We start from the raw sequence: 12882 nt of genomic DNA on the forward strand, positions 1-12882 counted from the left end.
AACTATGTTTCTCAGGATTTCACTTAACTTTAACTGTTAAATTTTATTCCCCTAGCTGATAAATACACATATAAATATAATTTTCATCGATGATTTAAAATATATCTCCTTACAAATATATCTGAGAGAAACATGGTTTGCTGTTAAAGTGAGGTCTAATATGAGGATACAATCTGGAATTGAAGGTTTCGATGAACTTGTTCAGGGTGGACTGGTTCCGGAACGTGTTTATCTTTTAAGTGGTCCGCCTGGAAGCGGAAAAACAACTTTTGGAATGCAGTTCCTTGCACAGGGTGCTACTTTTGGGGAAGTTGGTCTTTATGTTAGTTTGCTTGAAAGTCCCCAGAACATCATCAATGACATGTCTAATTACTCGATGAACGTTGCAACTCTGATAAAGATGAAAAAACTGCTCTTTGCAGATCTTGGTCCCAGGATGGAATACGGTTACATGGATGACCTGCATGAGGTCATAAGTTCTGATTATGAGGTCAGTCATTCATCTGTTGAAGGTGAGGCTCCTTCCCCTGCAATGGTGTTCAAGGAGATAGCTGCGTATGTCCAGGAGTACAATGTCAAGAGGCTTGTCATTGATTCCGTATCTGCTATACGTTTTACTACAAAGGACCATGGTTCAGAAGAAAAGGAGATGGGAAGGTTCATCAGGAACCTGAAGCGCATCGGGTGTACTACTATCCTTCTCTCAGAAATGACAGATCCGACATCCTATTCGACTGAACAGTTCGCATCACATGGTGTATTGTTCCTTCACAATTTCCTCTATGGCAAGGAGATGACCCGTGCATTGCAGATCATAAAGATGCGGGGAACAAAGCACGATTGTGATATGAGACAGCTTGAGTTCACCGAGAGGGGACTGAAAGTATCTACCATGTTACCCTGAATAATGGTATGTGGAAATGAATCTGTCCAGGAATAATAAGGATAAGCCTACCCTTGCTGAACTGAAAAGGGCAGAAGTTGAAAAGAAAGCCTTTGAGCTTGGCTTTGAGGTAGGTTACCACAAACACTCGGAGATCGGCTGGGTCAAAGAGAGCATTGTGAAGCTGGAAAGTCAGGTTAGCAGTCTGGGGCTTGGTGACATTGTCTCCGACAAGTATGTTCAGGGCAAAGAGGAAGGTAGTCTTGCAAGGGAGAAAGGATTAAAGATCGCTCCCGGAACATCTGTATTTAAGAAGGAAGAACCTGCTGTTTTAGTGGAACCTGTTTTCGGAAAACCAGAAGAAAAAACTTCTGATGAGCACACAGAATATGTAAAAAATGAGACTGTATTTGCTCCTGTGAACCGCCCGGAACTTCTTGACAATCCTTCATGCACTTCCCTGACCAAGGCTGTGGAACGTCCAACCAATCTTGATGGCTTCAAGCCACTAATGCCAAAGAAGAAAGAAAATAATTAAATTAAAAAAGGGTGTGGGTTCAGGCTTTATAGCCATATCCCACGAATCTCTGCTTATCATCAAGGTTGCAGATGATGAACCTGTCCGATTCGTTGTAAGCCAGCAATTTTGAACCGGTCAGTGTTATAGTACATTCGGCGTCCGTTGTTGTCCTCTCGACCTCTTCGCCATTCACTACTATTTTTGCTAATCTCATCGGGGATGACTGGAGCCCCACGAATATATGTGGTACATCTCCAATTGCAAAGCCTTTTGAGAACTGTGAGAACTGGCATTTGAGTGTCAGGTCTTCGGTGACATCTTCCTTTTCTGAGAGTATGAAACCTCTCTCGATGTCCTTTGACTGGACGTTCTTAAGTGCAAGACCAACACGGGCACCTGGTGGAGCGCTTTTTGCATCCACATCATGCATCTGTATGGAGCGTACTTCCACTGTCTTGTCCGTTGGGAAAGCCACAAGCTTATCCTTTGCATTCAGCGTACCCTGCATCACGATCCCGAGAACAACGCAACCGATACCTGTTACATTGAAGGACTGGTCGATCACAACACGTGTTGGAAGGTCGTTGAGCTCTTCCTGCTCTTTTTCGACTACATCTCCCATATCGAAGATCATTTCCTTCAGTTCTTCCATTCCCTCAAAAGAGGTTGTGGAAACAGAGATGTAATCCCAGTTCTCAAGAGCGGTGCCGGTGGTTATCTTCTTTATCTTCTCCTTCAGTTCATCTAGGGCAAATGGGTAGCTTGTATCTGATTTCGTAAGGACGATGATACCGTGCTTATATCCCATCAGGTCAAGTGCGATGATACATTCTCCTATACTTGCATCAAGGCCTTCCGGAGGCACGCACAAAAGGACAATGTCTGAAAGGTTAAAGGCGGTCACCATGGGCTTGACAGAAGTTGGATAGCCGACGGCGTCTATGGTCGTCAGGACCCTGTCGTTCTTGGAAAAATCATACATAGTGATGTCTGCTGTATTTCCTTTTTTCCCAAGTTTTGAAGCAAGGGTCGTCCTGCCGCTTTTTTCACTTCCGATGATAGTTATCTTTGTCATATATGATCACACTATTAGTGTACACAAATACCTTTTGTCATATATGCTTTTTTGAGATCACCAGAGTTCGCCTTTGAACATGGACAGGGTCTTATCATTGGTGCTCTTGTTCAGCTTCCTTATCTTTATGAGGAATTCATCGCCGACCTTTTCCGGTTCATCGAATATTGCTTCTACTCCCTGTCTTCGCAGGTATTCTTTGAACTTGGAAAGTGTGTCAAGGCTAGAGACCCTTATCTGCACTTCCTCGGCTACCCTTTCACCTTTTTCCATTTCACCAATGGCATCAATCATCGGATAAAGGATACTTTCTCCAAGCTGCAGGCACCGCTTCCTGAGGTCTTCCTCACTTTCTTTCCATTCAAATGCCTGGAAACCTTCCCGCACCACTCTTGAAAAAAGATAGTCACGGCCCACATCATTGTAGAACTTGAACGCATGTCGAAGGTCTGCACAATTGCTTTGTGAGCAGGTGTACTTAACAGGTGGGATGTTCATATCCGGGTCTTTGATAACAACACCTTCATGCTCGATCTTACCGAGATCAAAGATAATGGCACGTATCTTTTCAGGAGCTTCCTTTTTTGTAAATTCCCCGAAGAGCCTGACCTGAGTAAAACCATATTCCTCGGCCAGCTTCCTTCTTTCATATACCGGAAGGGGTTCACCACTGCCTTTGTACCTCATGTCGAAGACATAGAAGTCAATGGAATCCACATCATCGTAGATCTTCTTGGGTACATAGGGGTTATCAGGTCCGACCATCTCCCCGTGCAGGACAAGCTCAGGGTGGTCATTAAAAAAATCAATGTTTAACAGTTGACCTGCTTTTTCCGTGGAATAGGGGCAGACATATCCACCGCGCGTGATAGCAGTTATCTTTCCATCAAAAACTATGGCACGCACATTAAAGCCATTCATCTTCTCTTCCACGCATACCGTATCGGTTTCGGAAAAATGAGTGTTGATGGCAGGTTCCAGCAGCATGGCACGCTGTATCTTGGGGAAACCCTTGATCAGTTCAAAAAAGCCATCCTTCTGGCAGATAACAGTTCCACTTTCTATCCCTGAAAAAGTGGTCACAAAACGAAAAAGGTGCTGGTATTCCCCCCAGTTCTGCAAAAGCTCACGCTTATCAAGCAGTTTCCGGAGCCTGGAAACAGGTATGCCAAGGTACTCTGACACACCTTCTACGTCCAGTTCAATGTCTTTACCAGCATCTTCGACTCGCATATTTCTTATTTTGCAATGGTGTTCACAAGCGTCCTTCTTGTAATGAGCCCGACCAGATCCCCTTCGAGATTTAGGACGGGTACACCTCCAATATTTTCCTCAAGCATCATTTTCTTTACATCGGATATCGGGGTGTTGGTGTTTACGGTCTTGACGCCTCTTTTCATGATGTCCTCTACAATGAGGTTCTTGATACGGGAATCCTGTTTGCTTCCTGAGACAACATCCCTGAAGGCGCGCATTGACTTTGCAATGTCCTTCTCTGTGATGATTCCCATAAGCTTCTCATCCTCAAGTACAGGGAACCTTCCGACATCCTCATCAAGCATCTGGTGCCTGACATGGCTGACCCTGTCTGCAGGGTGTACGATTATAGGATTGCTTTTCATGACCTCAGCAGCGTAACCGTCGAATGTTACATTCTCAAGCAGCTCAGCAGGAGTGACCCATCCGAGAACATTATCATTGTCACTTACAATGATGACGCCACCGCGCTTGATCATTAACACGACAGCATCATTTACGTCCATATCAGGCAGGACCTTCACGTAGTTGTCTGATACAGCAGTAGCAACATGAAGTGAAGAGGCGGGTTTTGTACCTTTCTTCCGTGTTCCCAGTTCCTTGGTAAGACCTCTCATGGTGAGAATACCGACCAGATCATTGTCATGTGTCACTAACAGGCGACGTGTACCTTTCTTTTCCATCACATCAAGTGCATGTGAGATAGTGTCTGCTTTGTCAATTGATGTTGGTTGTACCATTATGTCCTTTACTTGCATGTCTGTCACCTCTTAAACTCAGTTTCTTCATCTGTACTTCTTGCTATGCCTTTTTCAGGCTGCTTTCATCACGTCTGTTCTGCTGACAATACCAACGATCTCATCGTTCTCGGCAATAGGTAAACCTGTAACATTGTCCTCGATCATCACCTTTGCAGCTTCTGTGACCGGATCATCGGCATCGAGTATTGTAGGTATGCCGACCATTATATCCTCTGCAACAAGTGGAACATCTTTTACATACCTGTAGACCTTTTCACCTCCGGCCTTTGGCTTTCTTGCCATCTTGATGCTCTTGGATGGAAGTCCTCCCTCATTGTTTGCAAGTACATGAAGAGCCAGTTCCCTTGTGGTTATCATTCCCACAGCTTCACCGGTGTCATCGGTGACAATAAGTTTGCTGACCTTGTTATTTTCCATTTCATCGACAACGTGGTTGACAGTGTGGTGCCTGTGTACAAATACAGGCTCAAGGGTCATTATCTCCCCTACCTTTATCTCACTGACCAGTTCTGACATGCACCGTACGACATCAACTCTGGTTACAATTCCCATAAGTCTGCCGTTGCTTACCACAGGGATATTATTGATATCATTATCGACCATCAGTGCCGTTGCCTGGGAAACAGATGCATCAGGATAGATCGTTACAGGGTCTTCTGTCATTACCATCTTTACAGGGACTTTGTCGATCGGCCTTCTTCTCCACATAGGTTCTGCTTGCGCGAGGCGCCTTCCCAGGTCGGATTTAGTGACTATTCCAACCATCGCATCGTTCTCTACAACAACTATGGTGCTTATCTTGTGCCTGAGCATAAGGTTCCTTGCATGTGATACAGGCTCATCCGGTCCCATTACATGGACAGGTGAGGTCATTACGTCTGATACTTTCATATCTCATCCTCCTTGTTCTTTTGTTATCCTTGTGGATCTTCATTCAGCCATTGCTCGCAGTATGTCCCTTTCCGTGATGATACCACAGAGCTTTCCTTCATCGATCACTGGTAGTGCTCCAATACCGTGCTTTACCATAAGCTCACTTGCTTTCCCAAGGTCCGTATCCGATGTTATCCAGACAACATCCTTTGAGATCAGTGAGCTGATAGGGGCATCCATTACTTCATGGATATTGCCGGTGGTGAGCTTTTCAAATGCCTCTCCGCTTCCCAGAAAGTGCATAATGGCAGAAGCATTGACAATACCGATCAGGATATCACCCTTGACCACAGGAAGACGGCGGAAATGGTTCTTGATCATTACTTTTGCAGCATCGCTAATGGTCATGTCTGCAGGTGCTTTTTCAACTCTTTTGCTCATATAGTCAACGACGGCCTTGTTAGTCACAATTCCGGCAGCAAATCCCAGGAAATCCTTCTCTGTGCAGATAGCACGTACATGGTTCGTACTGTCCACAATTGGAAGGCTTCCGATGTTGTTCTTAAGCATAAGGTCAAAAGCTTCCCTGATATTCCCATCACTGCGTATCGACACGACTTTGTGCTGCATTATTGTGCTTACGTTTGCATTGATGGCTGAGAGCAGGTTTCCTTTGTACCTGTTCTCAATGAGCTTGTTCTTCTCTCCGCCTCCCAGGAAATCGATAACATCAAAAGATGTAACGATACCCTCGATCCTATTTGTACCCGCATCAGTAATGGGGATGTGCCTGAAGTGCTTTTTTGTCATCGTCTTTATGGCATCGATGATCCTGGTTGTGGGGGGTATTGTAATAACATCCCTTGTGGCCACCGACATGATGTCTCCTTCATGCTCTGAGATCCTTGTATGAAAATCAAAAGCCCCGCGATCCATTGTACCGGAAGTGGTGATCATAGCATGGTCCTTTTTCTGAACCTTGCTTTTCATAGGGCTGTGTGTTTCAAGTTTCATTTAATCCTCCATATTGTTCGTTCTTTTTTGGTGTCTGGATGGCGGTACGGATTCGGAGTGATCTTTGATTACCCGAAAATTTGTTGAGCCTGTGGTCCAGGCCCTGTTTTGATATTAATGAATATAGATGGAATTTCCTCCATTATTGAACAGGATCGGTCCCCATCACAAATGTCCGCAGTATGTCTGTGCGGTCCACGATACCTGCTATACGGTCCTTATCAACGACCGTCATTCTGCCAACATCGTAATGGAGCATCTGCTTGAGACAGTCCTTTATCGGTGTGTCAGAAGATACTGAATAAACAGGTGTTGACATTATCTTTTCAACCATCGTGGTATCTTTGGGCTGGGTTGCATGGGTATCACTCATGGATGTCCTGATAAATCCGGAACGGATCACGTCCATCCTTGTGACTATTCCCATTGGCTCACCCTTTTCAGAGATCACAGGCAGACCCGAAAAGTTTGATTCGAGAAGAACCGGCCAGATCTTTGTCAGATTATCATGTGGTTTGCAGGTGCTGACATCCGTGGTCATTATGTCAGCCACGGTTGCATCCAGTTTCCTGTCTCCTGCAATGTTTGCAAGTATATCCGAATTGCTCAGTATACCTGCCAGGCTCCTGTCCTCATTGGAAATAACAACAGGACAGCGCCCGATCTCTGAATCAAGAAGATATCCTGCAGCATCAGCAATATCTGTCTCAGGTGTTATCAGCGGACATGCATGCATGTAGCCTTCCACCGTAACATTGGATTTTGTGGCCTTGATATTGAGAATATCCTGGTCCTTCAGTATACCGATGACCTTTTCTTCCTCATCTATTACAGGCAGGCCCCTGAGGTAGTGGTCTCTCATCAGCTGACGTGCATGTGTGATGCTGTCATGCGCATTTATGCATACGGCATCCTTTGACATGATTTCATTGACTTTCATACGAACCCCCGTTCATAAGGTCGTTCAAAGAAGCGTTTCAGTCGTAGTAGCCTTCGTCTTCCTTACAGTCCTCACATAACATCAGACCGTTAACAGGGCTAAGGCTATCCACATACGAATCGCATCTCTGGCAGATCCCCCTTCCAAATTCCGCAGTTTGAGGAATATCCTGCTCCCGGTTCATCTCTATCAGGTCTTCAAGAATAGTATTAAGACCCGGGGCAACTGTAAGGATATCCCGGTCCGTTACAATACCGATGATCTCGTCATCACCATTAGTAACTCCAAGTCTGCGGATCCCGGATTTGACCATGATCTCAGATGCTTTGATAACATCTGTAGATGATTTTACTGTTATTATGGGAGACGACATTATTTCTTCAGCAAGCATGGTGCTGGGTTTGACATCCTTCGCCATGACCTTGTGAACGATATCCCTCTCGGTTATAATACCTGCGGGGTTGCCATCTTTCGAGACAATGATACTGCCAATATTATTATCCTTCATTGCCTGAGCAACTTCAAGTGCTGTACTGGTGATGTCAAGGATAAAAACATCCTGCGTCATTATCTCGCGCAAGACAATATCGTTGAGCAACTGGCCTGCAGTTCCTTCTGCCTCGACATCCCATTTGGTCCCAATGACCATGCGATATCACCCTCCTATGCTATTGCTTGTGTTCCCACACTACACAAAGAATATTCTGACTTAATAGCATATATAGGTGATTGTGCTCACATTATAGTGATCCTTGTACGGTTTCCTGCACTTAGTTCTATCTCATCATTGAAACCTGCTTTTGAATATGCGTCAATGATCTGGATAGGGGTATCGATGTCCAGCTCGTCCACAAGCAGTGCATGATCTCCCCACAATGCAATGCGGATCCTTCCTGTGTCGTCGGATACATAGATATTTGATACCATGTTGGTGGTCCCGTCATCCCTGTCAAATTCCCTGAGCTCACCAAGGCCTGATACTGAGCCTTCGATGGAATATGATTCACCGGGGATTATATCGGCTATTGGTGTGAAGCTTTCTTTGTATTCGACTTCCGCATCTGTTTTCCTGAGAACTCCATGGTTTCCGATCTGGATCTCTACCTGCTGGCTGAAGTTGTTCGTCCTGGCATATCCGTTTATGATCTCAATGGTGTCATCAAGCTTCATCTCCTTTGTGGAATCGACCTTTTCGTCCCACAATGTCACACGGATCTTTCCGGTTTCGTCACCAATGAGTATGTTACCTACACGTCCCTGGCTTCCGTCCTTCTTCTGGAAGGTTCTGACGTCCGATATGTCCAGCAACTTTCCGGAAACGTTGATATCGCCCATCCCATCCCGGATCTCGGAGATCTTCTGTGAGTCAAGCCTGATCTCGATGTTCTGGTCGGTGGTGTTGATCACACCATACCTTCCGATGTTGACCTCAGTACCGGAATAGCCGTCCTTTGCATATCCGCTGATCTCCATGCAGTCCCCTACCTCGATATTCCCGTTCTTGATAAGGTCAGCACGTTCATCCCATAACGTCAGCCTGATAGAGCCGGTATCATCAGCTACCATGAGGTTACCGACCTTTCCGATGGTACCATCATTCCTGTTGAACTCGCGTACATCGAACACTGAGACAACCTTTGCAACGAAGTTGACATTACCTATCTCAGGGTTTATGTCCTTTATTTTGATAACTTCCTTTGCGGTATCGGTTACACCAAGATCGTGGGCAACAAGCATTGCCGCTGTCTTGACATCACAAAGGCCGCTCATCTGCTCGACCTTTTCCTCTACCTTTTTTCGAAAATCATCTTCGCTGATAATGCCTCCAAGCTTATTGTAGATCTCAGTTATCTCGTCCATTGATGACACCTGTTAATGTGATACGGAACATGGTCCGCAGAACCGTTTAAAACATAGGGATTTGCAACAATTAATTCTCACTATCCTGTAAGTAGTGTGAACCCGGTTAACTTTAGTCCGATATGATATAATCCTAACGAAAGGCGTGTTGTATGAATGTTAAAGAGTACCTTTGAATAGACAGTATCACTTAATATACCGCGTCCTGTGAGGGAAGTTACGGATAAAGTTATATTAACTATTAAATGCATTTGCAACTAGATAGCATGATTCGAAAATGTAAAGAGCATGGATACTTCAGAGGCGAAGTTTGTCCTGAGTGTGGCAATAGTGGCAGGTATGTACTGGATGACGAACGTGAAGAACGCCTTGGCAGGTTCGTTTCAGGTGCCTTGAGACATTTTCCGGATGATGTAGGTCTTACAATGGATAAACAGGGCTGGGTCAACATGGACCTGCTTTGTGATATCATGGAACGCCGATACAGGTGGGCAAGCAGGGAACGCCTGGTCTCACTTGTGGAATCAGACGTTAAGAACAGGTACGAGATAACAGGGTCCAGGATAAGGGCAAGATACGGCCATTCCGTGGATGTGGAACTGGATTATCCTGACAATGAGCTGCCTTACCTTTACTACGGCGTCAGCCAGGAAGAAGTTGACATGCTTCTTGATGCTGGTATTGCGCCCCTGAGGCAGACGTATGTCCATCTCAGCACCACTCCGGAAAAGGCTACAGAATCAGCATCAGTTCACACAGAGAACCCGGTTGTACTGGAAATCGATGCAGATGAGGCACAAAATGACGGCATTGAGTTCATGGCCGTAAACAGTGATATCGTGCTTGCAGAATCCGTACCTTCTGAATATCTGGTTGTTGTGGAAATGGAAGAATGAGCAGATCTGCTCATGCTACCGATATTTCCATAATATCTTCTTTTTTTTGTATATTGAACTTCACATCAAGGAACTGCTCTGTTACACTGATGTTCGTTGATGTGTGGGGTGAGACCTCCCTTACTGTGAAGGAGCCACCTTTTGTGAGTCCCATGTAGGGTATCAGTTGGTCTGCCAGGTGTACGTCCACGGAAGAATTGCTCGAGAGCTCGCTGAGAAGCTCCGTAGCTGCCCGGGAACCCACTTTTTCAGCAGGTAGTCCCCTTTTTCCCGGAACGTACGCTCCCTTCATTTCGGATTGCAATGTTATCCCGCTGCCAGTGGAAGGATATTCAGCGCATTCAGTATCGATATGGCATTCGTATCCGGCCTTTTCAATGATATCTCTTGCAGAATCTGCCTGACGCTGTGCAACATGCTCGGGGAGGTTGGAGCAATGGGATATGCCGGTCACCTTCCAGTCTTTTGCCTCCCTTACTTTTTCCGAAAAGTCGCAGGCTCTCAGTTTCGATGGGGAGATAGTTGCATGGACAACCCCACCGCCACGGGGATAGTAACCTCTTTTTCGTGTATCGATATTGCATCTGTATCCCATCTCTGAGATTGCCCTGAGTGTCACATTGTTAAGGTAATCGATGCTCGGGGACCAGGAAACGTCTGTGCCCCCGATGATACTCAGTTCGATCTCAGTTTCAGAATACGCTGCTGCCGGCATTATACATTGAAGCAGGAGTGCTATACTTCCGGCTGTTCCGATATCAATATTATAGTAACCCCCCTTTATTTCCTGTGGAGAAAAAGTGATAGCTGTAGAGCCTATGCCGATTCCTTCCACAGTGGCATCACAGATCATGGCAGCCGTTTCTATTGCTTTTACATGTTGTGCCGAAAGACCGGGTTTCGGGCGATTGCTGCGTATATCTGTAATGGTGACAGCTTCTCCGGTGACCGCAGAGAGTGCCACGGATGTCCTCAATATCTGGCCACCGCCTTCACCATAGGACCCGTCGATATGTATCATTCATCTTTCTCCTTCCCAATGTTACTGTGGGCATCCTTTACAGCATAGAAAAGCGGGTCCACAACAGTTCCCACAGGTGGTGCATAACAGGTTTCCATTGTGAGCATCTCGTCTACGGTTGTGCTTTTCTTTATCATGAATGCAAGGCTGTCGATCCTTTCCTTGACCCCGGTCTTTCCTATGACCTGTGCACCCACAAGATATCGTTCTCTGAAAAGGAGCTTGATATGGATGTTACTGCTGTCCGGAAAGATTGTCGAATGTGTTACTCCTTTGGCATAACCTGTAACGATGCTGATGTCATCTGCTTCCGCCTTCCTGGAAGTGATTCCCACAGAACCGATCAGGAGATCCCCTGCAACATAGACACTGGGCCCAAGGACAGGTCCCAATGTTGTACCTTTGCCACATATATTATCTGCTATTACGGTGGCCATGCGTCTTGCCACTGGGGCAAGCTGCATCAGGCTCTTCTTTGATGTGACAATATCTGTAACTTCACAACAGTCACCGCCGGCGAAGATCTCAGATGAGAAGTCATTACCTATTCTGGCCCGGAGCTGGTCATTGACGATCAGTCCGCCCAGTTCTCCGATATCAATACCTGCCTTCTTTGCAAGTTCTGTTTCAGGAACTATACCCGTACTGATAATAACAACATCTGCAGGGATCTTCTCTTTTGAAAGGACCACATGTTCAGCCCTTTCCGTTCCTTCAATGTTTTCCGGGATCTCTCCTGTGATAAGGTTGACACCTATGGAGGCAAGGTAATCCCTGACTATCTCCGACATGTCAGCATCGAGCATGCGCGAAAGGATGTTAGGACTGCGGTTGATAAGTGTTGTAGGTATGCCTCGTTTTGTTGTTCCTGCGGCAACCTCCACTCCGATGGCGCCGGCACCGATGATGACCACATTTTCGGCGGACAGGAGTGCAGCTTCTATTTTCATACCGTCGGAAAGTGTCTGCAGGGTGAAGACCCCTTCCAGGTCAAGGAACTGCTGAAGATGGGAGGGAATACGATGGGTTCCGCCGGTAGCTATGACAAGTCTGTCAAAAGCGATCTTTCTGTTCTCCAGTTTGATCATCTTTTCGGAAAGGTCTATCTCAGTGGCCTCTGTTTCCAGCAGGATATCTATCCCCATCCTGTCAAAGAAATCCGGGGTTCTTACAATAAGGTCGTCGAACTCCTGCACTTTACCTGCCAGCTTGAAAGGTATCCCGCATTCGCTGTAGGATACATGACTGTCCTTTGAGACAACGATAACAGAAAGGTCACGGCATCGTCTCACATGTGTGGCGGTTGCCATTCCGGCTGCCCCTCCTCCGAGGATGGCAACATCGTATTTTGTAACATCTTCCATAAAGATAATTTCAGCAGTCTGGTTAATAGGTTTTTGTACAGAGCCCGGGCTGGGAGGTTTGAGATTGTAAAAATAGCTATGGAAGGTATCTATAGGGGGATTGGTATGTGAAAATGAAGTTAATCGACGAGCGAGTTTGGGGAGTGGGGGGTTATTGTAGCAAAAAATAATGTGTCCCGCTCGTCAAATGCCCTACATTATTATAGTATATAAAGCTTTTGGAATGGTTATGTGGGATTTCTTTCAATTTTCATTGGGCAGACTATAACCGATTCCTTTCAGGAAAGTAATATCAAAACAATTTATATTTATGTATTGTTCATAGGTTTCAAAAGAGCTATCTTCACCGTTTAATTAAATCGTTGTGCAGGGGGATTCCAGAATATTGGAAAAACCACAAGGTTATTAAAGTGTAAGA

The 12882-nt window shown here is 45.6% G+C and carries 13 protein-coding genes; 3 read left to right on the top strand and 10 right to left on the bottom strand.

Annotation, left to right across the window (positions count from 1 at the left end; all coding sequences use genetic code 11):
* Positions 1-160: 160 nt before the first annotated feature.
* Both WOA13_RS11365 and WOA13_RS11370 read left to right on the top strand, forming a co-directional pair.
* On the top strand, positions 161-904 hold the full coding sequence (locus tag WOA13_RS11365; RefSeq protein ID WP_342128008.1) for an RAD55 family ATPase: 744 nt from the start codon (positions 161-163) through the stop codon (positions 902-904).
* Positions 905-914: 10 nt separating this feature from the next.
* On the top strand, positions 915-1421 hold the full coding sequence (locus tag WOA13_RS11370) for a hypothetical protein (protein WP_342128009.1): 507 nt from the start codon (positions 915-917) through the stop codon (positions 1419-1421).
* A 19-nt stretch (positions 1422-1440) separates the two neighbouring features.
* On the opposite strand, the gene WOA13_RS11375 is transcribed toward WOA13_RS11370, so the two are convergent.
* From WOA13_RS11375 to WOA13_RS11410, 8 genes are all read right to left on the bottom strand, one after another.
* On the bottom strand, positions 1441-2478 hold the full coding sequence (locus WOA13_RS11375; RefSeq protein ID WP_342128010.1) for an EF-Tu/IF-2/RF-3 family GTPase: 1038 nt from the start codon (positions 2476-2478) through the stop codon (positions 1441-1443).
* 57 nt (positions 2479-2535) lie between these two features.
* Positions 2536-3711: an RNA ligase gene (locus WOA13_RS11380; protein WP_342128011.1), complete on the bottom strand. Its 1176-nt coding sequence runs from the start codon at positions 3709-3711 to the stop codon at positions 2536-2538.
* Positions 3712-3716: 5 nt separating this feature from the next.
* Positions 3717-4493 (bottom strand): CBS domain-containing protein, encoded by a 777-nt coding sequence (locus tag WOA13_RS11385; protein WP_342128037.1) that lies wholly within the window; start codon positions 4491-4493, stop codon positions 3717-3719.
* Positions 4494-4547: 54 nt separating this feature from the next.
* On the bottom strand, positions 4548-5387 hold the full coding sequence (locus tag WOA13_RS11390; protein WP_342128012.1) for a CBS domain-containing protein: 840 nt from the start codon (positions 5385-5387) through the stop codon (positions 4548-4550).
* A gap of 39 nt (positions 5388-5426) precedes the next feature.
* Positions 5427-6383 carry a CBS domain-containing protein gene (locus WOA13_RS11395; RefSeq protein ID WP_342128013.1) on the bottom strand — a complete coding sequence of 319 codons (957 nt, stop codon included), beginning with the start codon at positions 6381-6383 and terminating at the stop codon, positions 5427-5429.
* A gap of 142 nt (positions 6384-6525) precedes the next feature.
* Positions 6526-7323 (bottom strand): CBS domain-containing protein, encoded by a 798-nt coding sequence (locus WOA13_RS11400; RefSeq protein WP_342128014.1) that lies wholly within the window; start codon positions 7321-7323, stop codon positions 6526-6528.
* A 37-nt stretch (positions 7324-7360) separates the two neighbouring features.
* Positions 7361-7972 (bottom strand): CBS domain-containing protein, encoded by a 612-nt coding sequence (locus WOA13_RS11405; RefSeq protein WP_342128015.1) that lies wholly within the window; start codon positions 7970-7972, stop codon positions 7361-7363.
* 86 nt (positions 7973-8058) lie between these two features.
* Positions 8059-9183, bottom strand: a complete 1125-nt coding sequence (locus WOA13_RS11410; protein WP_342128016.1) for a replication factor A — start codon at positions 9181-9183, stop codon at positions 8059-8061.
* A gap of 266 nt (positions 9184-9449) precedes the next feature.
* On the opposite strand from WOA13_RS11410, the gene WOA13_RS11415 reads away from it, so the two are divergent.
* Positions 9450-10079: an RNA 2'-phosphotransferase gene (locus WOA13_RS11415; RefSeq protein WP_342128017.1), complete on the top strand. Its 630-nt coding sequence runs from the start codon at positions 9450-9452 to the stop codon at positions 10077-10079.
* Positions 10080-10089: 10 nt separating this feature from the next.
* Here WOA13_RS11415 and rtcA read toward each other — a convergent pair whose 3' ends face one another.
* Both rtcA and WOA13_RS11425 read right to left on the bottom strand, forming a co-directional pair.
* Positions 10090-11100, bottom strand: a complete 1011-nt coding sequence (gene rtcA, locus WOA13_RS11420) for an RNA 3'-terminal phosphate cyclase (RefSeq protein WP_342128018.1) — start codon at positions 11098-11100, stop codon at positions 10090-10092.
* A complete protein-coding gene (locus WOA13_RS11425) occupies positions 11097-12464 on the bottom strand; it encodes an FAD-dependent oxidoreductase (protein WP_342128019.1) in 1368 nt (455 codons plus the stop codon). The genes rtcA and WOA13_RS11425 overlap by 4 nt, the downstream gene beginning before the upstream one ends.
* Between the last annotated feature and the right edge of the window lie 418 nt (positions 12465-12882).

Source organism: Methanococcoides sp. LMO-2 (genome assembly GCF_038432375.1).
Lineage (GTDB): Archaea > Halobacteriota > Methanosarcinia > Methanosarcinales > Methanosarcinaceae > Methanococcoides > Methanococcoides cohabitans.